24 protein-coding genes are annotated in these 24645 nt (G+C 68.8%); 10 read left to right on the top strand and 14 right to left on the bottom strand.

What is annotated here, in order from left to right; genetic code table 11:
- Positions 1 to 37: 37 nt before the first annotated feature.
- From ACAM52_RS09620 to ACAM52_RS09610, 3 genes are read left to right on the top strand one after another with little or no spacing between them, the layout of a single operon-like run.
- Positions 38 to 940 (top strand): LysR family transcriptional regulator, encoded by a 903-nt coding sequence (locus tag ACAM52_RS09620; RefSeq protein WP_369646854.1) that lies wholly within the window; start codon positions 38 to 40, stop codon positions 938 to 940.
- 31 nt (positions 941 to 971) lie between these two features.
- Positions 972 to 1838 carry an alpha/beta fold hydrolase gene (locus tag ACAM52_RS09615; protein ID WP_369646853.1) on the top strand — a complete coding sequence of 289 codons (867 nt, stop codon included), beginning with the start codon at positions 972 to 974 and terminating at the stop codon, positions 1836 to 1838.
- A complete protein-coding gene (locus ACAM52_RS09610) occupies positions 1835 to 2371 on the top strand; it encodes a GrpB family protein (RefSeq protein ID WP_369646852.1) in 537 nt (178 codons plus the stop codon). Before ACAM52_RS09615 ends, ACAM52_RS09610 begins: the two co-directional genes overlap by 4 nt.
- Before the next feature lie 2 nt (positions 2372 to 2373).
- Here ACAM52_RS09610 and ACAM52_RS09605 read toward each other — a convergent pair whose 3' ends face one another.
- Entirely contained in the window at positions 2374 to 2787 is a 414-nt protein-coding gene (locus ACAM52_RS09605; RefSeq protein ID WP_062478117.1) for a PaaI family thioesterase, read from the bottom strand.
- Between the two features lie 67 nt (positions 2788 to 2854).
- Positions 2855 to 3259: a GFA family protein gene (locus tag ACAM52_RS09600; RefSeq protein WP_095745513.1), complete on the bottom strand. Its 405-nt coding sequence runs from the start codon at positions 3257 to 3259 to the stop codon at positions 2855 to 2857.
- A 91-nt stretch (positions 3260 to 3350) separates the two neighbouring features.
- On the opposite strand from ACAM52_RS09600, the gene ACAM52_RS09595 reads away from it, so the two are divergent.
- The 3 genes from ACAM52_RS09595 (at position 3351) to ACAM52_RS09585 (ending at position 6951) form a co-directional block, all read left to right on the top strand.
- On the top strand, positions 3351 to 4328 hold the full coding sequence (locus ACAM52_RS09595; protein ID WP_369646851.1) for a helix-turn-helix transcriptional regulator: 978 nt from the start codon (positions 3351 to 3353) through the stop codon (positions 4326 to 4328).
- A gap of 108 nt (positions 4329 to 4436) precedes the next feature.
- Positions 4437 to 5075, top strand: a complete 639-nt coding sequence (locus ACAM52_RS09590) for a response regulator (protein ID WP_369646850.1) — start codon at positions 4437 to 4439, stop codon at positions 5073 to 5075.
- Positions 5076 to 5118: 43 nt separating this feature from the next.
- A complete protein-coding gene (locus ACAM52_RS09585; RefSeq protein ID WP_369646849.1) occupies positions 5119 to 6951 on the top strand; it encodes a sensor histidine kinase in 1833 nt (610 codons plus the stop codon).
- A gap of 15 nt (positions 6952 to 6966) precedes the next feature.
- Here ACAM52_RS09585 and ACAM52_RS09580 read toward each other — a convergent pair whose 3' ends face one another.
- The 4 genes from ACAM52_RS09580 to ACAM52_RS09565 all read right to left on the bottom strand — a co-directional run bounded on the left by ACAM52_RS09580 (position 6967) and on the right by ACAM52_RS09565 (position 11364).
- Entirely contained in the window at positions 6967 to 8445 is a 1479-nt protein-coding gene (locus tag ACAM52_RS09580; protein WP_369646848.1) for a DegQ family serine endoprotease, read from the bottom strand.
- Positions 8446 to 8532: 87 nt separating this feature from the next.
- Entirely contained in the window at positions 8533 to 9861 is a 1329-nt protein-coding gene (locus tag ACAM52_RS09575; protein WP_369646847.1) for an ATP-binding protein, read from the bottom strand.
- Between the two features lie 11 nt (positions 9862 to 9872).
- Positions 9873 to 10532, bottom strand: coding sequence for a response regulator transcription factor (locus ACAM52_RS09570; RefSeq protein ID WP_062478105.1), 660 nt, complete (start codon positions 10530 to 10532; stop codon positions 9873 to 9875).
- Positions 10533 to 10593: 61 nt separating this feature from the next.
- A complete protein-coding gene (locus tag ACAM52_RS09565) occupies positions 10594 to 11364 on the bottom strand; it encodes an IclR family transcriptional regulator C-terminal domain-containing protein (RefSeq protein WP_139704142.1) in 771 nt (256 codons plus the stop codon).
- A 154-nt stretch (positions 11365 to 11518) separates the two neighbouring features.
- On the opposite strand from ACAM52_RS09565, the gene pobA reads away from it, so the two are divergent.
- Positions 11519 to 12700: a 4-hydroxybenzoate 3-monooxygenase gene (gene pobA / locus ACAM52_RS09560; protein ID WP_369646846.1), complete on the top strand. Its 1182-nt coding sequence runs from the start codon at positions 11519 to 11521 to the stop codon at positions 12698 to 12700.
- Here pobA and ACAM52_RS09555 read toward each other — a convergent pair.
- From ACAM52_RS09555 to ACAM52_RS09535, 5 genes are read right to left on the bottom strand one after another with little or no spacing between them, the layout of a single operon-like run.
- The gene (locus tag ACAM52_RS09555; protein ID WP_369646845.1) at positions 12670 to 13104 is read right to left on the bottom strand and encodes a nuclear transport factor 2 family protein; all 435 of its coding nucleotides are present in this window, start codon (positions 13102 to 13104) and stop codon (positions 12670 to 12672) included. The two genes, pobA and ACAM52_RS09555, sit on opposite strands and share 31 nt — an antisense overlap.
- A gap of 8 nt (positions 13105 to 13112) precedes the next feature.
- On the bottom strand, positions 13113 to 13520 hold the full coding sequence (locus ACAM52_RS09550; RefSeq protein WP_369646844.1) for an SRPBCC family protein: 408 nt from the start codon (positions 13518 to 13520) through the stop codon (positions 13113 to 13115).
- 19 nt (positions 13521 to 13539) lie between these two features.
- A complete protein-coding gene (locus tag ACAM52_RS09545; RefSeq protein ID WP_095950192.1) occupies positions 13540 to 13899 on the bottom strand; it encodes a VOC family protein in 360 nt (119 codons plus the stop codon).
- Complete coding sequence (locus ACAM52_RS09540; RefSeq protein WP_307588588.1) at positions 13878 to 14792, bottom strand: AraC family transcriptional regulator; 915 nt, start codon at positions 14790 to 14792, stop codon at positions 13878 to 13880. The genes ACAM52_RS09545 and ACAM52_RS09540 overlap by 22 nt, the downstream gene beginning before the upstream one ends.
- A gap of 39 nt (positions 14793 to 14831) precedes the next feature.
- Positions 14832 to 17162 (bottom strand): xanthine dehydrogenase family protein molybdopterin-binding subunit, encoded by a 2331-nt coding sequence (locus tag ACAM52_RS09535; RefSeq protein ID WP_369646843.1) that lies wholly within the window; start codon positions 17160 to 17162, stop codon positions 14832 to 14834.
- Between the two features lie 227 nt (positions 17163 to 17389).
- Between ACAM52_RS09535 and aat the strand changes: the two genes are divergently transcribed.
- Genes aat through ACAM52_RS09520 form a run of 3 tightly spaced genes read left to right on the top strand, consistent with a single transcriptional unit; the run spans position 17390 to position 19756 of the window.
- Positions 17390 to 18145, top strand: coding sequence for a leucyl/phenylalanyl-tRNA--protein transferase (gene aat / locus ACAM52_RS09530; RefSeq protein ID WP_369646842.1), 756 nt, complete (start codon positions 17390 to 17392; stop codon positions 18143 to 18145).
- Positions 18146 to 18151: 6 nt separating this feature from the next.
- Entirely contained in the window at positions 18152 to 18901 is a 750-nt protein-coding gene (locus ACAM52_RS09525; protein WP_062478083.1) for an arginyltransferase, read from the top strand.
- A gap of 30 nt (positions 18902 to 18931) precedes the next feature.
- Positions 18932 to 19756 (top strand): IclR family transcriptional regulator, encoded by an 825-nt coding sequence (locus ACAM52_RS09520; RefSeq protein WP_070060913.1) that lies wholly within the window; start codon positions 18932 to 18934, stop codon positions 19754 to 19756.
- 103 nt (positions 19757 to 19859) lie between these two features.
- Here ACAM52_RS09520 and ACAM52_RS09515 read toward each other — a convergent pair whose 3' ends face one another.
- From ACAM52_RS09515 to leuA, 3 genes are all read right to left on the bottom strand, one after another.
- Entirely contained in the window at positions 19860 to 21026 is a 1167-nt protein-coding gene (locus ACAM52_RS09515; protein WP_095950197.1) for a serine hydrolase, read from the bottom strand.
- 117 nt (positions 21027 to 21143) lie between these two features.
- Positions 21144 to 22682: a 2-isopropylmalate synthase gene (locus ACAM52_RS09510; RefSeq protein ID WP_070060915.1), complete on the bottom strand. Its 1539-nt coding sequence runs from the start codon at positions 22680 to 22682 to the stop codon at positions 21144 to 21146.
- A gap of 51 nt (positions 22683 to 22733) precedes the next feature.
- The gene (leuA, locus tag ACAM52_RS09505; RefSeq protein WP_369646841.1) at positions 22734 to 24437 is read right to left on the bottom strand and encodes a 2-isopropylmalate synthase; all 1704 of its coding nucleotides are present in this window, start codon (positions 24435 to 24437) and stop codon (positions 22734 to 22736) included.
- Positions 24438 to 24645 lie beyond the last annotated feature (208 nt).

Here is a 24645-nt window from a genome sequence, read left to right as displayed (position 1 = left end):
AGTCGCTATGCGCACCATCGATAACGCCCCGACCCCGATGAAACCCATCGAACTCAACCGCATCGACCTGAACCTGCTCACCGTGCTGGCCGCGCTCATGCGCGAGCGCCACGTCAGCCGCGCTGCCGAGCGGCTGAACCTTGGCCAGCCCGCGGTGAGCCATGCGCTCGCGCGACTGCGCGAACTCACGGGCGATCCGCTGCTGGTGCGCCAGGGCCGCGTGATGGAGCCCACCGCACGGGCGCTCGCCCTGATGCAGGGCCTGGGCCCCGCGCTCGCGCAGATCGAGGCCACGTTCCGCGCACAGGCCGACTTCGAACCGGCGCGCGCCGCGCCGGTGTTCCGCATCGGCCTGACCGACGACCTGCAGATCGCGATGCTGCCCCGCCTGCTGCGCGCCCTGAGCACCGAAGTGCCCGGCGCCAAACTGGTGACGCTCACCGTCTGCTACCGCAACGCCATGCGCTACCTCGACCAGGGCCGTGTCAGCGCGGTGATGTCCTTCCTGAAAGACCTGCCCGCCGATGCGAAGGTGCGCAAGGTCCGCACCGCGCGCTTTGCCGTGCTGCGCGCCGACACCGCGCCCGGCAGGCTGTCGCTCGACGACTACTGCCGCCGACGCCACCTGCTCGTGACCTATGCCGGCGACCTGTGCGGCACCGTCGACGAAACGCTGGGCGAACTCGGACGCCAGCGCGACGTGCTCTTCTCGGTGCCTCAGTTCGGCAGCCTGCCCGCCGTGCTGGCGGGCACCGACCTGCTGGCCACGGTGCCCGAGCACGTGGCGCTGGCGCTGTCGGCGCAAAGCGGCCTGCGCTGCGAGCCCCTGCCCTTCGACAGCCCGAGCTACCCGTTGCGGATGGCCTGGCGCGCGGTGACCGACAAGGACCCGGCGCAGGCGTGGCTGCGCAAGGCCATGCTGCGGGCCGTCAACGATTAGGATGCAGATCCACTTCCCTGGAGGACCCCGCATGCCGAGCACCGAGACCCACTTCGAACTGACCGCCAACGACGGCCATCCGGTGGAGGCCCACCGCTGGCAGGGCACCGCGCCGCGCGCCATCGTGCAACTGGCGCATGGCATGGGCGAGCATTCGCTGCGCTACCGGCCGCTGGCCGATGCGCTCACGCAGGCCGGCTACGTCGTCTACGCGAACGAGCACCGCGGCCACGGCCCCGGCGCCGCCGCGCGCGACGAACTCGGCGAGTTCGGCCCGCGCGGATTCGCCGGCCTCGTGGACGACATGGCGCTGCTCAGCCGCCACGCACGCGCCGAGCACCCCGGGCTGCCGCTGGTCCTCGTCGGCCATAGCATGGGCTCGTTCGCCACGCAGTACTACCTGGTGCGACACAGCGAGCTGCTGTCGGGCGCGGTGCTGTCAGGCACCACGGCGCTCGACCTGCTGGGCGGCGCGCTGCAAAGCGGCTTCCGGCTCGAGGACATGAACGCCGCGCTGCCCGACGTGCGCACGCCCTTCGACTGGCTCAGCCGCGACCCCGCGCAGGTCGACGCCTACATCGCCGACCCGCTGTGCGGCTTCACCGTATCGGCCGAAGGCATGGGCTCCATGTTCGCCAGCCTCGACGAACTCACGCCCGCCGCGATGCAGACGCGCATCCGGCCCGAGCTGCCGCTGTACCTGTTCACCGGCGACCAGGACCCCGTCAGCAACAAGGCCGAGTGGTTCTACCCGCTGGTGCAGCGCTACCGCGACGCCGGCCTGCGCGACGTGTCGTGCCATGTGTTCGGCGGCGCCCGCCACGAGACGCTCAACGAAACCAACCGCGACGAGGTCGTGGCCGTGCTGCTGGCCTGGCTCGCGCGCATCGTGCGATGAAGCTCCTCGCCTTCGACGAGAGCCTGGACCAGCGCCACATCCTGCCCTACGACCCGGCGTACGCCGAGGTGTTCGCGCAGGTGCAGCGCCATGTGCAGGCGCAGCTCGAGGGCGTGGAACTCGTGCACATCGGGAGCACGGCCATCGTCGGCTTGCGCGGCAAGCCGATGGTCGACATCGCGGCAGTCACGCAGTGCGAGAACCTGCGCAGGGCCCAGTCGGAATTCGAGGCCCTCGGGTTTCACCGCCGCCCCGTGTGGGTCGACACGGACGAGAAGCCCTACGTCTGCGCGTCCGTGCTGCACGACGGGCGCAGGTTCAACCTCAACCTGCACATCTGCCATCGCGGTGACCCGGTGCACGTGGACTCGCTGGCCTTCATGGAAGTGCTCGACCGACGCCCGGACCTGCGCAGGAAGTACGAAGAAGCCAAGGACCGCGCCCACGCCATCGACCCGGCCAACCCGCAGGTCTACAACCGGGAAAAAGAAGCGGTGATCCGGGAGATACAGGCCCAGGTCGGGCAGGCGTAGCTTTAGAGGCTCGCCAGTATCCCGGTCGACGTAGCCTCGGCCGCCAGCTTCCCATCGGGGTTGTAGAGCGCTGCTTCGAGGAACGCCACGCGCTTCCCGCGCCGGATCACGCGCCCCTCGACCCGGCCTTCGCCAGGACCGACCTTCTCGTAGAAGCTCACCTTGATCTCCAGGCTGAAGACCGTCTGCGCCTGCTCGGTGTCGTGCATGACCGCATGGGCCATCGCGGCGTCGAGCCAGGCGGTGATGAAGCCGCCCTGGGCGATCGTGCCGTTCGTGTGGCAGTACTCGCGCCGCACGGTGAAGGCGGCCTTCAGCGTCTTGTGCTCGGCGTCCCAGCCGGTCACGTGGAAGTTGCCCATCGATTCGGACAGCGCCTGGCCCGAGCGGATGCGGGCTTCGAGTTCGTCGTTCATTGGTGTCGTTCGCAGCAGGTGAAGCAACGGACATTCTCTGCCGAAAGCGTGGGGGTCATCAGTCACCTCAGAGGTAGCGCACCTCCGCCGGCACCTCGAACCAGTTGTTGTGGCGACCATCCATGTAGCGCACCGGCGCGGTGGACAGCTCTTCGAGCGTCGCGTCGTCCAGGCAGGAGACGTTCACGCTGACGTAGGCGCCACCGATCTCCGGCACGTTGCCGCGCCCGAAGGACTTGACGCCGCAATGGCGGCAGAACAGGTGCTCGGCGCTGAACGAGCCGAACTGGTAGCTCGACAGGTCTTCTTCGCCCGACAGCAGCGTGAAGTCGGCCGGCTTGACGATGGCGCCCCAGCCGCGCGATTTCATGCAGATCGAGCAGTTGCACTTGCCGGTGCCCGCGGCGAGGTCGATGAGCGCCTGGAAGCGCACCTTGCCGCAGTGGCAGCTGCCGTGATAGGTCTTCTTCATGGTCGGTGTCCGTGGAAACGAGTGGAGGAAACCCAAGGCTACGACCCATTGCGGACAGATTCTGTCCTCGATCGCAGGCATGATGCGGCCCATGCTGTCCGCTTCCGCCCGCCTGCTTCGCCTGCTCGCGCTGTTCCAGGCCCAGCGCGCCTGGACGGGCGCTGCCCTGGCCGAGCGCCTGGAGATCACCGAGCGCACGCTGCGCCGCGACGTCGACCGGCTGCGCAGCCTCGGCTACACAGTCGACTCCACCTCGGGCGTGGCCGGCGGTTACCGGCTGGGCGCGGGCAGCGCCCTGCCGCCGCTGCTGCTGGAAGACGAGGAAGCCATTGCGGTGGCGCTGGCGCTCGGCCACGCGGGCACGGGCGAAGGCGACATCGGCAACGCGTCGATGCGCGCCCTCGCCAAGCTCGACCAGCTGATGCCGCCGCGCCTGCAGCGCCGCCTGGGCAGCGTGCGCGCCTCGGTGGTGCCGGTGATGCGCAGCAAGTCGGGCGTGCGCGTGAAGGCGGTGTCGATGTTCGCCGAGGCCTGCACCGAGCGGCGCGAGCTGCGCTTCGGCTACCAGGACCACCACCAGACCGCCACGGCGCGCACGGTGGAGCCGCACCGCGTGGTGCAGACCGGCCAGCGCTGGTACCTGCTGGCCTGGGACACGGCGCGCCAGGACTGGCGCACCTTCCGCCTCGACCGCATCGTCGACGCCGAACCGACGGGCGCGCGCTTCACCGCACGTCGCCTGCCGCTGGGCGACGTCGAGGCCTACATGGAACACGCGCTCAAGGTCTCGCCCTACCTGCACCACGCGCGCGTGATCGTGCATGCCCCGCTCGCGGCGCTGGAACCGCACCTGGGCTGGGTGGGCGGTGTGCCCGAGGCCCTCGACGCAGGGCGCACGCGCGTCGTCACCGGCGCCAGTTCGCTCGATGCGCTGGCCGTGTGGCTGGGCTGCCTGGGCCACGCCATCGAGATCGAGTCGCCTCCCGAACTGGTGCAGCACGTGGCGCGCGTCGCGACACGGCTGGACACCATCGCGCGCCGGCAGGGTACCCCCATCCCCCGTCTATAGGATGGGCTCGCCCGATACCGGTCGATAGGCTTGCGGCACCTGCAACCTCCGAACGGAAACGGATCTGCCCATGCGCCTCGGCCCCGGTCTCGCCTGCGGAAGCCCGCCATGCCCCTGACCGCCACCCAGGTCGCCGTGGTCGAGGACGACAGCGGCATGCGCGAGCGCATCGCCCGCGTGATCGGCGCCGACCCCGCGCTGGCGCTGGCCTTCAGCGCCTCGAACGCGGTCGACATCCTGAACTGGCTCACGGACAACCCGGTCGACGTGCTGCTGGTCGACCTCGGTCTGCCCGACCACCCGGGCCTGCAGGTGATCCGCCAGTGCCGCCGCATGCAGCCGGCCTGCGCGGTGATGGTGCTGACGATCTTCGGCGACGAGACCCACATGGTGCAGGCCTTCGAGGCCGGCGCGCGCGGCTACCTGCTCAAGGACGGCACCGAGGCCGACCTGGCGGCGCACCTGCGCCACCTGGGCACCGGCGGCTCCCCGCTGCCGCCGGGCATCGCGCGGCAGCTGCTGCGGCGCTGGCAGGCCTCCGACGGCGCGCCCGGGCACCTCTCGTCGCGCGAGGCCGAAGTGCTCGACCGGGTGTCTCGTGGTTTCACCTATGCCGAAATCGGCGCGCAGATGGGAGTCTCCGCATCGACGGTTCAAACCCATATCAGAAACATCTACGGCAAGCTGGATGCGCCCCCACCCTCGGAAGCCGTGTTGGCGCCCCGTCCTCCAGGCCGGCTTTCCTAGCCGCGTGAACCGCCCCGCCTTTTTCTTTTCCCCCCTGCGGGCCGTGCTGCTGCTACTGCTGCTGTGGCTGGCGCTCGCAGTGCCCTTCGCCCAAGCCGCCAACCCGCCGGGCACCACCGACGTGGACTGGGCCGAAGCCAGCCTCGAACCCGACGGCCTGCCGATGCAGGTGCGGCAGGTGGCGCTGCCCTTTCGCTGGGACCACGAGTTTCCGGGGCGCGGCGGCAAGGCCAGCTACCGCATCGTGTTGCCCCCGGACGCCGCCCGCGCGGACGACGCCCAGGCGCTGTTGATGTCGGGTCTGGGCAACCAGGCCGCCGTGTGGTTCAACGGCGCGCTGGTCGCCAACTACGGCGTGCTCGGCGACCCGGCCTACGACGCCGGCAAGGGCAACCTGCTGATCCCGCTGGCCGCCGCCCTGCGGCGCGGCGACGGCCAGCCGCAGGAGCTGCTCATCCAGGCCACGATGCAGCGCCAGCGCGGCGGCGGGCTGGCCAGCGTGCTCTACGGCCCCGAGGCCTCCCTGGCCCCGTTGCACCGCTCGCAGCAGAACTGGCGCAACACCTCGGCCATCGTCTACGCCGTGAGCCTGCTGCTGATGGGCGGCCTGGCCGCCGGGCTGTGGCTGCGCCAGCGCGACGCGCTCTACGGCTGCTTCGCACTGGCCGCGCTCTCGGGCGTGGCGCGCAACCTCGACCGCGTGCTGACCGAAGGGCCCGTGCCCTGGCCGCTGTGGGGCGCCGTGGTGGCGGTCTGCTATGCCTGCCACATCGGGCTGATCGCGCGCTTCGTGCTGCTGGTGCTCGACCGCAACCCGCCCTGGCTGGTGCGCTCCATCTACGGCGCGCTGGCGCTGTCGGTGGTGCTGGCCTGCGCCTCCTTCGCCTTCGCGCTGCCGGCGCTGTGGACCACCGGGCTGGCGATCCTGCAGGTCACGAGCACCATCTGCCTGCCCTACGTGGTGCACGGCGCGCTGGTGGCGCGGCGGCGCATCGCGGGCGTGCTGATGGCGGCGGGCACGCTGGCCATCCTGGCCGGCGCGCACGACCTGCTGCTGGTGCGCATGGGCCTGTTCGGCGGCGCCTACTACACGCTCACCTCGCACGCGATCTTCTTCTTCGTGATGATCTTGGCCGGCCTCGTGGTGGAGCGCTACAGCCGCACCGTGGCCGACTACCGCTCGCTCAACGCCAACCTCGCCGCGCGCGTGGCCGAGCGCGAAGAGCAGCTGCGCGGCGCCTTCGAAACCGTGCGCAAACAGCAGGAAGAACAGGCCGTGCTGCTGGAGCGCCAGCGCATCATGCGGGAGATCCACGACGGCGTGGGCTCGCAGCTCGTGGGCCTGCTCAACGTGGTGAACCAGCCCGCGCCCGACCGCGACGTGGTCGAGGAGCACGTGAAGCTGGCGCTCGACGAGATGCGCATGGCCGTCGATTCGCTGCAGCCCATGCACGACGACCTGACCACCGTGCTGGCCACGCTGCGCTACCGCCTGCAGCCCCGGCTGGACGCCGCCGGCATCGAGCTGGTGTGGGACGTGGCCCTCATTCCCACGCTCGCACCCTTTGCCGCGCAGGCCGCGCTGCAGCTGCAGCGCATCCTGCTCGAGGCCTTCACCAACGTGCTGAAGCATGCGGGCGCCACGCGCATCGTGATGCATGTGGGCTGGCACGGCGAGCAGACGCCGCCGCTGGTGCGCATCGTGCTCACCGACAACGGCCGCGGGCTGCCGGCGAACGAACGCCCCGGCGGCCACGGCCTCGCGAACATGCGTTCGCGGGCGCAGGCCATCGGGGCGCGGCTGCAGATCGAGCGGGCCGACGCGCAGGCCGGCGGCACGCGCGTGTCGCTCGACTGGCCCTGCGCGCTGCCCTGAGCGCGCACGGGTCGGTCAGCCCAGGCGCACCGGCACGAAGATCTTGTCCTCGCCGCGCTGGATCAACAACGCCACCGACTTGTCGGCCTTGGCCACCGCCTGGCGCACCTGCTCCAGGCTCTTGGCCGGCGTGCCGTTGATCGCCAGCAGCACGTCGCCGGCCTGCACCCCGGCCATCGCCGAGGGGCCCGCCACGTCCTCGATCAGCAGGCCGCCGTCGACCGAAGCCGCACGCTGTTCCTGCGGCTGCAGCGGGCGCAGCGCCAGGCCGAGCTTGCCCTGCCCCGCCGTGTTGTCGGCCTTGGCCACCTGCGCCGGCTTGTCGCTGGCATCGCCGAGCTTGGCCTGCAGCTCCTGGCGCTCGCCCTGGCGCCACACCTCGAGCGTGACCTTCTTGCCCGGCGCCTGCTGGCCGATCACCGCCGGCAGGTCGCCCGAGGACACGATGGCCTGGCCGTCGACCTTGCGGATCACGTCGCCCGCCTTCAGGCCGGCATGGTCGCCGGGGCCGCCCTTCTCGATGTTCGAGACCAGCGCGCCCTCGGGCTTGTCGAGCTTGAACGAATCGGCGAAGGCCTGGTTCACCTCCTGCACCGCCACGCCCAGGCGCGCGTGCGTGGCCTTGCCGGTGGCGACGATCTGGTCCTTCACCTGCACCGCCACGTCGATCGGAATGGCGAACGACACGCCCTGGTAGCCGCCGCTGCGGCTGTAGATCTGCGAGTTGATGCCGACCACCTCGCCGCGCGCATTGAGCAGCGGCCCGCCCGAGTTGCCGGGGTTCACGGCCACGTCGGTCTGGATGAAGGGCACGTAGCTGTCGTCGGGCAGCGAGCGGCCCTTGGCGCTCACCACGCCGGCCGTCACGGTGTTCTCGAAGCCGAAGGGCGAGCCGATGGCCAGCACCCATTCGCCGACCTTCAGGTCCTTGGTGTTGCCCAGCGCGAGCACCGGCAGGTTCTTCGCGTCGATCTTGAGCACCGCGATGTCGGTCTTGGCATCGGCGCCGAGCACCTTGGCGCGGTACTCGCGGCGGTCGGTCAGCTTGACGGTGACTTCCTTCGCGTCCTTCACCACGTGGGCGTTGGTCATGATGATGCCGCTCGGGTCCACGATGAAGCCCGAGCCCTGCGAGCGCACCGGCACGGCACGCTGCTGCTGGCCGCGCGGTCCCATCTGCCCCTGGAAGTGGCGGAAGAACTGGAACATCGGATCGTCCGGGTCGATGCCCTGCAGTTGCGCCATGGTGTCGTCGTCCGGGGCCTTCTCGGTGCCGGTCACGCTGATGTTGACCACGGCCGGGCCGTCACGCGAGGTGATGGTCGAGAAGTCGGGCAAGGTGACCATCGCGGCCGGCGCGGCCACGGCGGCCGTGGTGGCCGGGGCGTTCACTGCGCGGGCGCTGGTGTAGGCCCCGGCGCCGACGGCACCGATCACGCCGGCGCTGGCCAGCGCGATCACGAGGGCACGGGGGGAAGTCAGGGCGGCTTTCATTCTTCGATTCCTTTCAATCCTGCGCCGGAGCGCAAACACGGTGAAAGGAATGTCGCGGCCTTGACTTAGGCGTCGCTTAAGCGGAGTTCACTCTTTGGCGGGAGCGAACGTCACCCGCACGCACAGCCCACCGAGGCTCGCGGACTTGTCCAGCGCCACCGTGGCGCCGTGCAGGTCGGCGATCGACTTCACGATGGCCAGCCCCAGCCCGCTGCCCGGCGCCTGCGGCTCGCCCGAGCGGTAGAAGCGATCGAGCACGCGCGCACGCTCGGCCTCGGGCAAGCCGGGGCCGCTGTCGTCCACGCGCAACTCCACCGCGTCGGCGCGCTTCACGAGACTGACGTCGACCCGCCCGCCTTCGGGTGTGTACTTCACGGCGTTGTCGATCAGGTTGCGCAGCAGCATGCGCAGCGCCTCGGGCTGGCCGCTCACGGTGGCGCCCGCGTCAGCTTGCGCCACGCCGATGTCGATGCGGCGTGCCTGCGCGGCCGCCACCGCATCGGAGATCGCCAGGCGAGCCACCTCGGCCAGGTCGACCGTCTCGGGCTTCGCGCCCGCGGCCACGCTGGCCTCGTGACGGGCCAGCGCCAGCATCTGTTCGACGAGGCGCGTGGCGCGGTCGATGCCGGCCGACAGCCGGCTCACGGCCAGCGTGCGCGCCGCGTCGTCGGGGGCGCGCTGCAGGCCCTGCACCTGCAGCTTGAGTGCGGCCAGCGGTGAACGCAGCTCGTGCGCGGCATCGGCCACGAAGTGCTTCTGCGCATCGAAGGCATGGCGCACGCGACCGAACAACAGGTTGAGCTCCTGCACCAGCGGGCGCACTTCTTCGGGCAGGTTCTCCTCGCTCACGGGCGAGAGGTCGTCGGCCTGCCGCGACGCCACCTGCCGGCGCACGCGCGCCACGGGCGCCAGCGACAGGCTCACCACCCACCACACGACCAGCATCAACAGCGGCGCCATCAGCGCCACGGGCACGATGGTGCGCAGCGCGAGCGAGCCGGCCATGTGGCGGCGCGCCGCCATGTCCTGCGCCACCTGGATCACCAGCCCGCGCGTCTGCATCGAAAACACGCGGTAGGTCGTGCCGCGCGCGCGCACGTCGGCAAAGCCGAGCACCGCGAGCTGCGGCAGCGCGGCCTCTTCGGCCGACTCGAAGATGCGCACGCCGTCGACGGTCCACACCTGCACCACGAAATCGAAGTTCTGTTCTGCGCCGCCGAGCCCACCCACGGCCGCGCTCGGCGGCAGGCCCGCGCGCAGCGACAGCGCCATCTGCTGCATGTGGTAGTCGAAGATGTCGTCGGCCTCTTTCAGCACCGTGCGGTAGGCCACCAGCGCCTGCGCGCCGGCCGCGAGCACGATGGCCGCGAGCAGGAACACCAGCAGCCGCGCGCGCAGCGATCCGGTCCATCGCATCACGCGGCGCATCATGCCTTGGGCACCATGTAGCCGACGCCGCGCACGTTGCGGATGAGTTCAGCGCCGAGCTTCTTGCGCAGGCCGTGCACGTAGACCTCGACCGCGTTGCTGCTGATCTCGTCCTTCCAGCCGTAGAGCTTTTCTTCGAGCTGGGCGCGCGAAAGCACCATGCCCGGGCGGGCCAGCAGCGGTTCGAGCACGGCCCACTCGCGCGCCGAGAGCACCACCGGCTCGCCGTTCACCGCGACCTCGCGCGTGGCGGGGTTGATGCTCACGCCCATGTGCTCGTACACCGGCTCGGCGCGCCCGGACGCGCGCCGCAGCAAGGCGCGGATGCGGGCCAACAGCTCGTCGAGGTCGTAGGGCTTGAGCACGTAGTCGTCGGCACCGGCGTCGAGGCCTTCGATGCGCTGCTGCACCGAGTCGCGCGCGGTGGCGATCAGCACCGGCATGCGCTGCTTGCGCGCACGCAGGGCACGCAGCACTTCCAGGCCGTCGCGGCGCGGCACGCCCAGGTCGAGCAGCACGAGGTCGTACTGCTGGGTGCGCAATGCAGATTCGGCAGCATCGCCGTCCTTCACCCAATCGACCGCGTACTGCTCGGCCCGCAACAGGTCGAGCACGGCCTCGCCGATCATCACGTCGTCTTCGAGAAGCAGGAGTCGCATGGTGGTGTCCGTTTCGGGGGTTCGAGGCCGTGCCGGCGCCGAAAGTTCAGCGCGCCTGCACTCACAGGAGGGAGCGCACCTCGCGCGCCGCTTCGAACAGCAGCGGCAGCATCTCGCGCTGCAAGGTCTCTTCCTGGTAGCGCGTGCCCGACAGCACCACGTTGAGCGCCGCCACCGTGTGCCCCTGCATGTCGCGCAGCGGCACCGCCAGCGCCTGCACGCCGAGCTCGTGCTCTTCGCTGGCGAAGCAGTAGTCGTCCTTGCGCACCTGCGCGATGCGCTGGCGCAGCGCGCGTGCCTGGGTGAGGGTGTGCGGCGTGAGCCGCGCCAGGTGCCGGCCCTTGAGCCACTGCGTGAGCTGCGTGGCGGCCATGGCGGCCAGCAGCACGCGCCCGGTCGAGGTGGCGTGGGCCGGCAGGCGCGCCCCCAGGTGCAGGCCATAGGCCAGCACGCGCGTGGGCGTGCCGTAGCTGCCGCTGCGCGCGACGATGACCACCTCTTCGCCATCGAGCACCACGGCCGAGAACGACTCGCCCGTCTGCGCCGCGAGCCGGTTCAGTGTGGGCTGCAGCGCGCGCGGCAGGCGCGACGAAGCCAGGTAGCTGCCCGAGAAGCGCAGCACCTTCGGCGCCATCCAGAAGTAGCTGCCGTCGGTTTCCAGGTAGCCCAGGTGGGCCAGCGTGAGCAGGTGGCGCCGGGCGGCGGCGCGTGTGAGGCCGGCGCGCTCGGCCGCCAGCGTGGCGTTCAGGCGCTGGCGCTCGGTGTCGAAGCTTTCGAGCACCGCCATGCCCTTGGCGATGCCCTCGATGAAGTCGGCGCGGGCGATGGTCATTCGTCGTCGGGAGTTCGTCGTGGATCGGTCGGCTGAAGAAGTGTTGCGCGATCATCGCGCACGCGTTCGCATGATCGCACAGAGCCTCGCCAGCCGCCGCCCCAACCGGCCGGCCGCGCCCTACGCTTGGCAAAACCCTTTCGGAGACACGAACATGCGCACCCAGGTCGCCATCATCGGCGCAGGCCCCGCCGGCCTTCTGCTCGGCCAGCTGCTGCACAAGGCAGGCATCGACAACATCATCGTGGAGCGCCAGAGCGGCGACTACGTGCTGGGCCGCATCCGCGCCGGCGTGCTCGAACAGGTCACGATGGACCTGCTGGCGCGCGCGGGCGTCGACACCCGTGCCAAGGCCGAAGGCCTGCCGCACGACGGCATCGAGCTGCTGTTCAAGGGCGCGCGCCACCGCATCGACATGCACGACCTCACGGGCGGCAAGCAGGTCACTGTGTACGGCCAGACCGAGGTGACGCGCGACCTGATGGAAGCGCGCACGGCCGAAGGCCTCACGACGATCTACAGCGCAGCCAACGTCAGCCTGCACGACTTCGATTCGGCCAAGCCGCGCGTTCGCTACGAGAAAGACGGCCAGACGCACGAGATCGAGTGCGACTTCATCGCCGGCTGCGACGGCTACCACGGCGTGAGCCGCGCCAGCGTGCCGGCCGACGCGATCCAGACCTACGAGAAGGTCTACCCCTTCGGCTGGCTCGGCGTGCTGGCCGACGTGCCGCCGGTCTCGCACGAACTCATCTACGCCAACACCGAGCGCGGCTTTGCACTGTGCAGCATGCGCAGCGCCACGCGCTCGCGCTACTACGTGCAGGTGCCGACCGAAGAGAAGGTGGAGAACTGGAGCGACGAGGCCTTCTGGAACGAGCTGCGCGCGCGCCTCGACCCCGAAGCGCGCGAACGGCTGGTGACCGGCCCGTCGCTCGAAAAGAGCATTGCGCCGCTGCGCAGCTTCGTGGCCGAGCCGATGCGCTTCGGCTCGCTGTTCCTGGCCGGCGACGCCGCGCACATCGTGCCGCCGACCGGCGCCAAGGGGCTCAACCTTGCGACGGCCGACGTGGGGTACCTGTCGCGCGCGCTGGAGATCTTCTACAACGAGAAGTCGGCCTCGGCGCTGGACCGCTATTCCGACCTGTGCCTGCGCCGGGTCTGGAAGGCCGAGCGCTTCTCGTGGTGGTTCACCTCGCTGATGCACCGCTTTCCCGAGACGGGCGCCTTCGGCCAGAAGATCCAGGAAGCCGAGCTCGACTACCTCGTGCATTCGCGCGCGGCGTCCACCGCGCTGGCGGAAAACTACGTGGGGCTGCCGCTCGAAGACTTCTGAGCGGCGGGCGACGACAGCACCTCGTCGACCCATCGCTGGTCTTCGTCGTAGATCCAGCATTCGCTGAGCTTGCCGTCCTTCACGGCGTAGCGCAGCTGGCGCTCCAGCTCGACCAGGCGCCCCTGGTGCTCGAACTGCTCGACGGCGACGATCAGCCCGAAATGCTCGCCGGCCAGCACGTCGCGGACCGCGACCAGCCGGCGGTTCGTGCGCGCCTTCACCTGCTGAAGCACCGCGAGGCAGGCCGCCTTGCCCCGGTGCGTGCCCGCGAGCGGGCTGCGGCCGAAGTAGTGAAAGACGACCTCGTCGTGGTAGCAGTCGACGATGGCCTTGAGGTCGTTGGCGGCCCAGGCTTGTGCGTAGCGCTGCACGACCGCCAGGATCTCGCTCGCGGCAGGGGTCATCGGCGTGCTCATCGTTCGCTGGCTTTCTCCAGCGTCTTCTTCATCGCGGCGCCGCCCTGCGCCATCATGGGTTCGACGTAGGCCGCAAGCCCGTCGGGCAGCACGTCGGTGATCCAGACGAAGCGCGACCGGCCTTCGCCGTGCGCGAACACCTGGGCCGATGCGTGGTGGTGCGTGGCCTTGCCGTCGGTCACGGTGTAGGCCAGCCGGCGGTTCTCTTCGTCGAGCGCCACGAGCAGCTCGCGCGCCACGAGGCCGTTGGCAAAGTGGACGATGCGGGCGCCCTGCCCGTCGAGCTCGCAGCCGGTGAGAAAGCCCGGCGCGAGGCGCGTGTGGACGGCGCCGAAATCGCGCAGCGCATCCCACACCTGCGCCGCATCGCGCTCGACGATGAATTCCTTGTAGACGGTGGCCATGGGGTCGATGCCTTTCGTGTCAGGGACAGACGGCCTCGACGTTGTTGCCGTCGGGGTCGATGAGGAAGGCCGCGTAGTAGGTCGGGCTGTAGTCGGCGCGCGGCCCCGCGCCGCCGTTGTCGGTGCCGCCGGCCTTCAGGCCGGCCTTGTGGAAGGCGGCGACGGCGGCGTGGTCGGGTGCGCGGAACGCGATGTGCGTGCCGGGGCCCTTGGCATCTTTCGTGGCATAGAGCCACAGCGCCGGTTCGCCGGCCGGGCCGAGGCCGGCATAGCTGTCGTCGTGGGAACCCAGCACGTGGCCGAGCGGCGCGAGCGCGGCTTCGTAGAAGCGCCGGCTCACGGCGAGGTCTTTGACTTTCAGTCCGATGTGGTCGTACATGGCGATGACTTCCTGCTTGAAGGGTGGATCAAGCGGTCATCGTGAAGCAGCGCGGCCAGGCGGTCTTGGAAAATCTTGCGGTCGCCCTTGGCGGCGAGCCTGAAACCGCGCGGCGACACGCCGGCCGCACGGTGGAAGGTGCGCACGAAGTTGCTCAGGTCTGCAAAACCGGCCTCGAGGGCAACGTCGGTCACGGCAAGGTCGCTGTCTGCCAGCAGGCGCGCCGCGCGGCGCAGCCGGGAGCGCACGAGGTACTGGTGCGGCGTGACGCCCAGCACCTGGGAGAACAGCCGCAGGAAATGGAAGGCGCTCAGGCCCGCCTGGGCGGCCGCGTCTTCCAGGCCGATCTCGCCGGAGGCGTGGGCCTCGATCCAGGTCGCGGCCTCGACCGCCCGGCGACGGTCGCGCGGCGTGGCCGACGGCGGCGCTGCCGGCTTGCCACGCCCTTTCACCACGTCGAGAAAACGGCTGGCGAAGCCCATGCCCAGTTCGTCCAGGCCCACGTCGCTGCCGCCTTCGACCGCGACCTGCGCGAGCTCACCGAGCACCATGAGCTCGGGCAGCGGCGGCAGCGCCGAGGCATGCCAGCTGCGCCGGTCGGCGCCGATCAGGTCGACGAAGCCCGGCGAGAAGTGGAACGACAGGCACTCGTCGCCACAGGCGAAGTGCTCGTGGGTGCAGACGTAGTCGTCGCCCGGCGCGCCGACCAAGACCGCGCCGGCCACCAGCTCGTAATCGCGGCCGAGCGCGCGGCAGCCGAAGCTGCCCTTGCGCACGTACGAGACCGAGTGCGTCTCGTGCATCTCGGTGAACGGCGCCGCGCCGACGCCCGCGTCGCAGCGGTAGGTCGAGACGCGGATCGCATCGGTCTGCAGTTCGGTGGTGACGCGCATGATGACTTTCGTCGCCCTTCGATCACCGGCCGGCGGCGCTCAGTCGATGGTCTGCATCGCCTGCCAGACCCGCGACGGGCTCAGCGGCATGTGCAGGCGGGGCGCGCGGGCGCCGAGGCCGTTGCGTGCGAAGGCGTCGGCGACCGCGTTGACGATGGCCGGCGTGGCGCCGATGGTGCCCAGCTCGCCAACGCCCTTCACGCCCAGCGGGTTGTTCTTGCAGGGCGTCGATTCGTCCATTTCCATCTGGAACATGGTGTCGACGATGTCGGCGCGCGGCGCGGCGTAGTCCATGAGGCTGCCGGTGACGGGCTGGCCGGTTTCGCTGTCGTACACCACCTGCTCGTACAGCGCCTGGCCGATGCCCTGCACCGCGCCGCCTTCGAGCTGGCCGCGCACGATCATCGGGTTGACCACGCGGCCCACGTCGTTGACCGAGCTGTAGGCCACGACGCTGATCTCGCCGGTGGGCGGATCGAGTTCGATCTCGCAGATGTGGCAGCCGTTGGGCCAGCTCGGGCCGGCCACGGTGCTGGTGGAGTCGACGAAGATCTCGCGCCCCGGCTGCTTGGCGGCCAGGGTGAACAGGTCGAGCTCGAGGTCGGTGCCGGCCACGATGAAGGTGCCGCGGCTGTAGACGATGTCGTCGATGGAAGCCTCGAACTCCTGCGCCGCGAGCTCGCGCGCCTTGTCGATGGTGCGCTCGGCGCCGATGCGCACGGCCGAGCCGCCGGTGAAGAGCGAACGCGAGCCGGCGCTGCCGAAACCGTCGCCGCGGTCGGTGTCGCCGAGCACCACGCGCACCTTCTCGATGGGCACGCCGAAGGCATCGACGGCCAGTTGCGCGAGCGAGGTCGCGATGCCCTGCCCCATGGCGTTGACGGCCGAGAACACCTCGATCACGCCGTCGGCCTGCACCGACACGGTCACGCGCTCTTCGAACACGTTGCCGCCGGTCCATTCGAGGAACGTGGCAATGCCCAGGCCGCGTTGCTTGCCGCGCGCCGCGGACTCGGCCGCGCGGGCCTCGAAGCCCTGCCAGTCGGCCAGCTGCAGCGCCTGGTCCATCACCGACTCGAACTGGCCGGTGTCGTAGGTCTGCGCCATCGGGTTCTTGTAGGGCATCTGCTCGGGGCGGATGAAGTTGCGCCGGCGCAGCGCGATGCGGTCGATGCCGGTCTGGCGCGCGGCCTCGTCCATCAGGCGCTCGATGGTGAAGATGGCCTCGGGCCGGCCCGCGCCGCGGTAGGCGCCGGTGGGCGCGGTGTTGGTGAGCACCGCCTTGAAATGGAAGTCGATGGTCTGGATGTCGTAGACGCTGGTCTGCACCCACGGGCCGATCAGCAGCTGGATCGCGACGCCAGTGCCGGTGGCGTAGGCGCCCACGTTGGCGAGCGTCTTGATGCGCAGGGCCAGGATCTTGCCGTCGGCGTCCAGCGCCATCTCGGCGCGCGCCTCGATGTCGCGGCCGTGCGCGCTCGAGAGGAACTCTTCGCTGCGGTCGGCCACCCATTTCACGGGCCGGCCCAGCTGCAGCGCGGCGTAGGCGACCGCGATGTCCTCGGGGTAGGCGCCGGTCTTCATGCCGAAGCCGCCGCCGACGTCGCCCACGACCACGCGTACTTTTTCCTTCGCCAGGCCGATGGCCGCGCAGACGGAGTCGCGCACGCCGGAGGGCATCTGGGTGCTCATGCGGATCGTGAGGCGGTCGGTCTTGCTGTCGTGCGTGGCGAGCACGGCGCGCGGCTCGATGGTGAGCGCGACCACGCGCTGGTTGTTCACGTCCAGGGCGATCACGTGGGCGGCGCGCTCGAACGCGGCGGTGGCGGCTTCGCTGCTGCCGTGGCGCATCTCGGCGGCGATGTTGCCCGTGGCCTCCTCGCACAGGAGCGGCGCGCCTTCGGCGGTCGCGCCCGGCAGGTCGACCACCATCGGCAGCTCTTCGTAGTCGACCATAACGGCCTCGGCCGCATCGCGCGCCTGCTGCACGGTGTCGGCAATGACGGCCGCCACCGGTTCGCCGACGAAGCGTGCGCGCTCGTGCGCCAGGGCGCGGCGCGGCGGGCTGGCGCTGTCGCTGCCGTCCGCGCGCTTGAAACCGGCGGCACCGGGCATCGGCTTGACGCCGGCCTCGGCCAGGTCGGCCCCGGTGATCACGCGCAGCACGCCGGGCATGCCAACGGCTGCGGACGTGTCGATGGACACGATGCGCGCATGCGGATAGGGGGAGCGAAGGAAGACGAGGTGCGCCTGCTCGGAGAGCGTGACGTCGTCGGTGTAACGGCCGGCGCCTGCGAGCAGGCTTTCGTCCTCGAGGCGGCGCACCGCCTGGCCGCTGCCGAAGCGCGTGGGATTGGGTTCAGTGGTCAACGTGGTCCTCTTGTGCTGATCCCCGGCGCCCTGCACATGCCTGCCGGATCCGCTGTGGTACTGCGAAAGCAAGCTGTGCACTATAGGTTTTTCGACGGGTCTTGTGGGGTTGTCTCGCGTGCCATCGGCGGTGGCACCAGGGCCGCAGCCTTGTGGACTGTTCCCGTGTGAGCGGGATTTTCCCTCAACTGGCTTGCCTTTTCGAGAAGCCGTGTATACCTGCATCCATGCGACAACTGCCTTGGCTCGAACCCGGAGACACACTGCCCGACCCCGCATCGGCATGGGACGAAAGAGACCCCGTGCCCGGCCTGCTGGCGGCCGGCGGCTCGCTCGACGTCGATACTCTGATGCAGGCCTACAGCCGCTGCGTCTTCCCCTGGTTCAGCGACGACCAGCCCATCCTGTGGTGGAGCCCCGACCCGCGCATGGTGCTGCGGGTGAACGACTTCCGACTGCATCGCTCGCTGCGTAAGACGCTGAGCCGTTTTGCTGCGACGCCCGGCTGCGAGCTGCGCATCGATCACGATTTTGGAACGGTGATCCAGGCCTGTTCGCAGTCGACGCGCGCCGGCCAGTCGGGCACCTGGATCGTGCCGGACATGGTCAAGGCCTATACGCAATTGCACCGCGCCGGGCACGCGCACAGCGTCGAAACCTGGATCGACGGCGAACTCGCGGGCGGGCTCTACTGCGTGGCGCTGGGCCGCGCCGTGTTCGGCGAATCGATGTTCACGCGCCGCCCGGACGCCTCGAAGATCGCGCTGGCCGGCCTGGTCGCGCTGTGCCGCCGCGCCGGCATCGCGATGATCGACTGCCAGCAGAACACCGCGCACCTGGCCAGCCTCGGCGCCCGCGAAATGCCGCGCGCGCGCTTCGTCGCGCACGTGGCCCAGGCCCGAAAACAGGAGGGCCCGCAGTGGCAATTCGACCCCGTATACTGGTCCGAACTCCTTTCCGAGCGACCTCCTCTTTCGACGTGACGTGACGTGACGCACCTCAAGGATCTTCCGCTTCACACGCTGCAGTTCTATGCGACGGCGCCCTACCCCTGCAGCTACCTGCCGGATCGCCAGGCCCGCTCGCAGGTGGCCACGCCCAGCCACCTGATCCACAACGACGCCTACTCCGACCTGGTGCTCAGCGGCTTCCGGCGCAGTGGCATGTTCACCTACCGGCCCTATTGCGACGGCTGCCGCGCCTGCATCCCGCTGCGCGTGCTGGCGCACAGCTTCAAGCCGAACCGCAGCCAGCGCCGCACCGCCAAACAGCACGCCGACCTGCAGGCGCGCGTGCTCAAGCTGTGCTTCGTGCCCGAGCACTACCAGCTCTACCTGCGCTACCAGACCGGCCGCCACTCGGGCGGCGGCATGGACCACGACAGCATCGACCAGTACACGCAGTTCCTGCTGCAAAGCCGCGTCAACTCGCGGCTGGTCGAATTCCGCGAAACCCTGCCCGACGGCAGCCCGGGCGCGCTGAAGATGGTGTCGATCCTCGACGTGCTCAGCGACGGCATCTCGGCCGTCTACACCTTCTACGAGCCCGAGGACGGCGCCGGCTACGGCACCTACAGCGTGCTGTGGCAGATCGAGCAGGCCCGCAAGCTGGGGCTGCCGCACGTCTACCTGGGCTACTGGATCGAGCGCAGCCCCAAGATGCACTACAAGGCCCGCTTTTCCCCGCACGAAGTGTTGGTGGACGGCCACTGGCAGGCACCGAGCGATTTCACAAGGTAAAATGGCGCACGGTCATCACCGCATTGCGCCATGAGAAAAAACCTATCCGACGTTCCCGCCACTCCCGTCATCCAGGTCATCGAGCGCATGTTCTCGCTGATCGACGTCCTGGCCTCGCGCGAAGAAGCGATCTCGCTGAAGGAAATCAGCGAAAAGACGGGGCTTCACCCGTCGACCACGCACCGCATCCTCAATGACCTCGCGGTCGGTCGTTTCGTCGATCGCCCCGAAGCCGGCAGCTATCGCCTCGGCATGCGCCTGCTGGAGCTGGGCAACCTGGTCAAGGGCCGGCTGAACGTGCGCGACGCGGCCCTGGGGCCGATGCGCGAGCTGCACAAGCTCACGCAACAGCCGGTCAACCTCAGCATGCGCCAGGGCGACGAGATCGTGTACATCGAGCGCGCCTACAGCGAACGTTCGGGCATGCAGGTGGTGCGCGCCATCGGCGGCCGTGCCGCCCTGCACCTGACCTCGACCGGCAAGCTGTTCCTGGCCGCCGACGATCCGCAGCGCGTGCGCAGCTACGCCACGCGCACCGGCCTGGCCGGCCACACCCGCAACAGCATCACCCAGCTGCCCGCGCTCGAGCGCGAGCTGTCGAAGGCGCGCCAGTACGGCATCGCCCGCGACAACGAAGAACTGGAGTTGGGGGTGCGCTGCATGGCCGCCGGCATCTACGACGACCAGGGCAAGCTGGTGGCGGGCCTGTCGATCTCGGCGCCGGCCGATCGCCTCGACGAAGGCTGGCTGCCCAAGCTGCAGGCGACTGCCAACGAAATCTCGGGCGCACTGGGCTTCAAGGACGGCATGGCCGCAACGCCTGCGTCGGGCGCAAACGTGACAACGGGCGCCTGAGCGCCCGTTTGCTTTCGACTCTTTTTCTTCCCAGCGAGCCGGCCGGTAAGCCCTCCACGAGGGCAGCAGGCAGGCCGCTAACGGCCTCCCCGCTCAACCGATCTCAGCCGGCAACCTGAAAGCCGCGCGGACCCGACACGGCGTGCGTGGCCTCGACCCAGCGGCGAACCCGCTCGGCGTCGGCGATGCGGCTGAACTTGCCGGCCGAATCCAGGAACACCATGATCAGCTTGCGCCCGGCCACCTTGGCCTGCATCACGAGGCACTGGCCGGCTTCGGAGATGTAACCGGTCTTCTGCAGGCCGATGTCCCATTCCGGGCTCTTCACGAGGCGGTTGGTGGTGTTGAACTGCAGCACGCGGTTGCCGACCTCGACCTGGTATTCCGGCGACGTGGACAGCGAACGCACCGTGGCATCGGAATAGGCTGCGTTGACCAGCAGCGCCAGGTCTTGCGCGCTCGACTGGTTGCGGCTGGACAGGCCCGTGGGCTCCACGTAGCGCGTGTCCTTCATGCCGAGCATGCGGGCCTTGGCATTCATGATGCTCACGAAGGTCGTGAGGCCGCCCGGGTAGGTACGGCCCAGCGCGTGCGCCGCGCGGTTTTCGCTGGACATCAGCGCCAGGTGCAGCAGCTCGCCGCGCGACAGCGTGGTGCCGACGGTCAGGCGCGAACGGCTGCCCTTTTCGGTGTCGACGTCGTCTTGCGTGATGGTGATGAGCTCGTCGTTCGGCAGATGGGCCTCGCTGATCAGCAGGCCGGTCATGAGCTTGGTGAGCGAAGCGATCGGCAGCACGGCGTGGTCGTTCTTGCTGAACAGCACTTCGTGGGTGTCCTGGTCGATCACCAGGGCGACGCTCGACTTCAGGTCGAGCGCGTCGTCGGTGCTGTGCAGGCCGGCCATCTGGCCGAAGGACTGGCGGGCCGGCGTTTCGACGCGCACCACCGAACGGCGCTGCACGGCAACGACGGTCTTGCCGTTCTTCTTGTGGATGGTGGCCACGACGTTGCGGCCACCGCGCACCACCTTGTCGGCCTGCTCGGCGCGACCGCCGCGTGCCACCTTGGAAGCGGACGCATTGCGCTGCTTGGCCTCGGCGGGTGCCTTCGCCTTCTTGGCGACGGCGGACTTGGCGGCAGCGGGTTTTTCCTTCTTCGCGGCCTGGGCGCCAGGCAGCAAAAACGCCGAGGCGCACAGCGCCACGGCGAGGAACTTGAAGGCGGGTAGGAACCGCTGGATGGAAACTCGACGTAGACGGGTTTCAGGCATCAATAAATCTCCAGCGGCAACAAACGAGGACCGCAGTGTATCGAAATCAAAAAAGGCACGCAATATCAGTTACTTGCATCCCCTTCTTCATTCGAATACCAAGGAACGCCTCAAAACCTAACCTTGTGCCGCCACTCTCTCAGCTTGGCTCTGTAACTTGTTGAGCGCACTCAAATAAGCCTTTGCCGAAGCGACCACGATGTCGGGGTCTGCACCCACACCGTTGACCACCCGCCCTGCGTTTTGTAACCGGACTGTAACTTCTCCCTGGCTTTCCGTCGAGCCGCTGATGGCGTTTACAGAGTAAAGAACCATCTCAGCGCCGCTCTTGACGTGGGCCTCGATGGCCTTGAGGGACGCATCGACCGGCCCGTTGCCGTCGGATTCGCTGGTGACTTCCTTGCCCTGGACCGTGAACACGATCTTGGCCTGAGGCCGTTCGCCGGTTTCGCTGTGCTGGGAAAGAGAGACGAAAGCAAACTGTTCACCAACGTGCGACAGCTCTTCCGCGCTGACCAGCGCCAGGATGTCCTCGTCGAAAATTTCGGACTTGCGGTCGGCCAGCTCCTTGAAACGCGCGAACGCGGCGTTGACCTCGGTTTCGCTTTCCATCGTCACGCCCAGGTCCTGCAGGCGCTGCTTGAAGGCGTTGCGGCCGCTGAGCTTGCCCAGCACGATCTTGTTGGCGGTCCAGCCCACGTCTTCGGCGCGCATGATCTCGTAGGTGTCGCGCGCCTTGAGCACGCCGTCCTGGTGGATGCCCGAGGCGTGCGCGAACGCGTTGGCGCCCACCACGGCCTTGTTGGGCTGCACCACGAAGCCGGTGGTCTGGCTGACCATGCGGCTGGCGGCCACGATGTGCTGGGTGTCGATGTTCAGGTCGAGACCGAAGTAGTCCCTGCGCGTCTTCACGGCCATGACCACTTCTTCGAGCGAGCAGTTGCCCGCGCGCTCGCCCAGGCCGTTGATCGTGCACTCGACCTGGCGCGCGCCGCCGATCTTCACGCCGGCCAGCGAGTTCGCCACGGCCATGCCCAGGTCGTTGTGGCAATGCACCGACCAGATCGCCTTGTCGCTGTTGGGAATGCGCTCGCGCAGCATCTTGATGAAGTTGCCGTACAACTCAGGAATGGCGTAGCCGACGGTGTCGGGCACGTTGATGGTGGTGGCGCCCTCGTTGATCACGGTTTCGAGCACGCGGCACAGGAAGTCCGGGTCGCTGCGGTAGCCGTCTTCGGGGCTGAACTCGACGTCGGCGATCTGGTTGCGCGCGAAGCGCACGGCCAGCTTGGCCTGCTCATGCACCTCGTCGGGCGACATGCGCAGCTTCTTCTCCATGTGCAGCGGCGAGGTCGCGATGAAGGTGTGGATGCGCCCGCGTGCCGCGCCCTTCAGGGCTTCGGCCGCGCGCGCGATGTCGCGGTCGTTGGCACGCGACAGGCCGCACACCGTCGAGTCCTTGATCGCGTTGGCGATGGCCTTCACGGCCTCGAAGTCGCCGTTCGAACTGGCCGGAAAGCCGGCTTCGATGACGTCGACCCTGAGCCGCTCCAGCAGCTTGGCGATGCGCAATTTCTCGTCGCGCGTCATCGAGGCGCCGGGCGACTGCTCGCCGTCGCGCAAGGTGGTGTCGAAAATAATGAGTTGGTCAGTCATCGTGGATCTCCTTGGTTCGTTCCCACCTTGCGTGCGGCTGGTGCCGGTGCGTCAGGCGACTTCAGCCACCGATTGTGCGCTGCGCGCGCCCCGGCCCCTGGCCCGTTGCACCCCCGACACGATCGCCTTCAGCGAGGCCGAGATCACGTTCGCGTCGATGCCGACGCCGAACAGCGTCTGCGACTCGTCCACGCGCAGCTCGAGGTAGGCCACCGACTTGGCGTCGGCGCCCGCGCCGATGGCGTGCTGGTGGTAGTCCATGACGCGCACCGTGTGGCCGGTGGCCTGGCTCAGTGCCTGCGTGAAGGCATCGATCGGGCCGTTGCCACGTCCTTCGATGGCGCGCGTTTCACCGTCCCAGGGCAGATCGCCGCGCAGCACCACCGTGGCCTCGGCGCCCTCACCTTCTTCCTGGATCACGCGGTGTTGCAAGGCCTTGGCGGTCTCAATGCCGTATTCGGTCACGAAGATCTGCCAGAGGTCGGCGGCGGTGAGTTCCTTGCCGCCCACGTCCATCACACGCTGCACGACCTGCATGAATTCCATCTGCAGGCGGCGCGGCATCTCGAGGCCGTACTCGCTCTCGAGCAGGTAGGCCATGCCGCCCTTGCCCGACTGGCTGTTCACGCGGATCACGGCCTCGTAGCTGCGGCCCACGTCCTTCGGATCGATGGGGAGGTACGGGATGTCCCAGATGTCGCCGTCCTTGCGCGCGGCGAAAGCCTTCTTGATCGCGTCCTGGTGCGAGCCCGAGAACGAGGTATAGACGAGGTCGCCTACATACGGATGGCGCGGGTGCACCGGGATCTGGTTGCAGTGCTCGACAGTCGCGCGGATCTCGTCGATGTTCGAGAAGTCGAGCTCGGGCGAAACGCCCTGCGTGTAGAGGTTGAGCGCGACGTTCACGAGGTCGAGGTTGCCGGTGCGCTCGCCGTTGCCGAAAAGGCAACCTTCGATGCGCTCAGCACCGGCCATCAAGGCCAGTTCGCCGGCCGCCGTGCCGGTGCCGCGGTCGTTGTGCGGGTGCACGCACAGCACGATCGAGTCACGGCGCGCGAGGTTGCGGTGCATCCACTCGATCATGTCCGCGAAGATGTTCGGCGTGGAATGCTCCACCGTGGTGGGCAGGTTGACGATGCACTTGCGCTCGGGCGTCGGCGCCCAGACTTCGGTGACCGCATCGACCACGCGCTTGGAGAAGACCACGTCGGTGCCCGAGAACATTTCGGGCGAGTACTGGAAGGTCCACTTCGTGTTCGGCTGCCTGGCGGCGAAGTCGTTGAACATGCGGGCATGGCTGCTGGCGAGTTCGACGATCTGGTCTTCGTCCATGCCGAGCACCACACGGCGCATCACGGGCGCGACGGCGTTGTAGAGGTGGACGATGGCGCGCGGCGCGCCCTGCAACGCTTCGAAGGTGCGTTCGATGAGGTGGTCGCGCGCCTGCGTGAGCACCTGGATCGTCACGTCATCGGGAATGCGGTCTTCTTCGATGAGCTTGCGCACGAAGTCGAATTCAACCTGTGACGCCGAGGGAAAGCCGACTTCGATTTCCTTGAAGCCGATGGCCACGAGGGTTTCGAACATGCGCATCTTGCGCGCGATGTCCATGGGTTCGACCAAGGCCTGGTTGCCATCGCGCAGGTCCGTCGACAGCCAGATCGGGGCCTTGGTCAGCACGGCATCGGGCCAGGTGCGGTCCTTGAGACCGATCGGGGCGAATGCGCGGTATTTGGCTTGAGGTTGCTTGAGCATGTCGATTTCTCTGTGATGGTTGGAACTCAACCAGCAACCCCAAAAGACAAACGGCCCGTTGCTGGTGCGAACGGGCCGTGATGAGGGATTAGCGCGTGCGCTACCGTCTCCGCCCGTGAGGGAGGGCTAGTAGGGCCAGCAGCGAAATCTTGGTCATGAGGGTTGCGAATGTAGCACAGCCTTCGTGGGCCTGTGAAGGCCCGGGGCT

The sequence above is a fragment of the Variovorax sp. V118 genome, from assembly GCF_041154445.1.
GTDB classification, from domain to species: Bacteria; Pseudomonadota; Gammaproteobacteria; order Burkholderiales; family Burkholderiaceae_C; genus Variovorax; species Variovorax boronicumulans.
Note: the sequence above shows the minus strand (reverse complement) of the source record. Positions and strands in the feature narration are given on the sequence as shown.